The sequence below is a fragment of the Streptococcus sp. GMD6S genome, assembly GCF_000297015.1.
Map to the genome: position 1 here is coordinate 1 of NZ_AJRH01000184.1, position 956 is coordinate 956.

Below are 956 nucleotides of genomic sequence, written 5' to 3' on the forward strand. Positions count from 1 at the left end.
TAGAATGCCAAAATCCTAAGTTTTCTCTTAGGATTTTTCCTATTTTTTTGATAGAATAGGGAGTATAATGGAATGGAAATTAGGCGGTGTTTTGCTTCCTAATTTAATGGAGAATAGACTCGTATGCGTATTAAATGGTTTTCCTTGATTAGGATTACAGGTTTACTTTTGGTGCTTTTGTACCACTTCTTTCAAACGATCTTTCCTGGAGGCTTCTTTGGGGTAGATGTCTTTTTCACTTTTTCAGGATTTTTGATCACCTCCCTCCTTTTAGAAGAATTTGGGAAGGCACGCCAGATTGACTTACTGGGCTTTTTTAAGAGACGGTTTTACCGCATCGTGCCACCTGTGGTGCTGATGGTTTTGGTGACCATGCCTTTTACTTTCTTGGTTCGTCAAGACTATGTTGCTGGAATTGGTGGCCAGATAGCTGGAGTTCTCGGTTTTATGACCAACTTCTACGAAATGTTAACAGGGGGTAGTTATGAATCCCAGTTCATTCCGCATCTCTTTGTTCACAACTGGAGCCTAGCTGTTGAGGTTCACTACTATATCCTTTGGGGCTTAGCGGTTTGGTTCTTATCGAAACGTTCAAAATCTAGTAGTCAATTGAGAGGGATAGTCTTTCTCCTTTCTGCAGGAGCTTTTATCATTAGCTTTTTCTCCATGTTTATTGGTAGTCTAATGGCTAGTTCCTATTCATCTGTCTACTTTTCAAGTTTAACCCATGTCTATCCCTTCTTTTTAGGAAGCATTTTGGCGACAGTTGTGGGGGTTCGTCAGACGAGCGATTTAGTCAAGCAGTTTGACCGGATGTGGGACCTTCGTCAAAATCTACTGGTATTTGCTGCGGGGCTTTTGGTATTGTTGCTTCTGACTTTCTTTGTCAAATTTACCTACCTGTTTGCGTACTTATTTGGCTTCTTGCTAGCAAGTTTAGCGGCAGTGACCATGAT

1 protein-coding gene is annotated in these 956 nt (G+C 41.0%); it reads left to right on the top strand.

Annotated features, from left to right (window positions below; translation table 11 throughout):
- Positions 1 to 123 precede the first annotated feature (123 nt).
- On the top strand, positions 124 to 956 hold an 833-nt coding region (locus tag GMD6S_RS09540), incomplete at its 3' end, for an acyltransferase family protein (protein ID WP_001220884.1).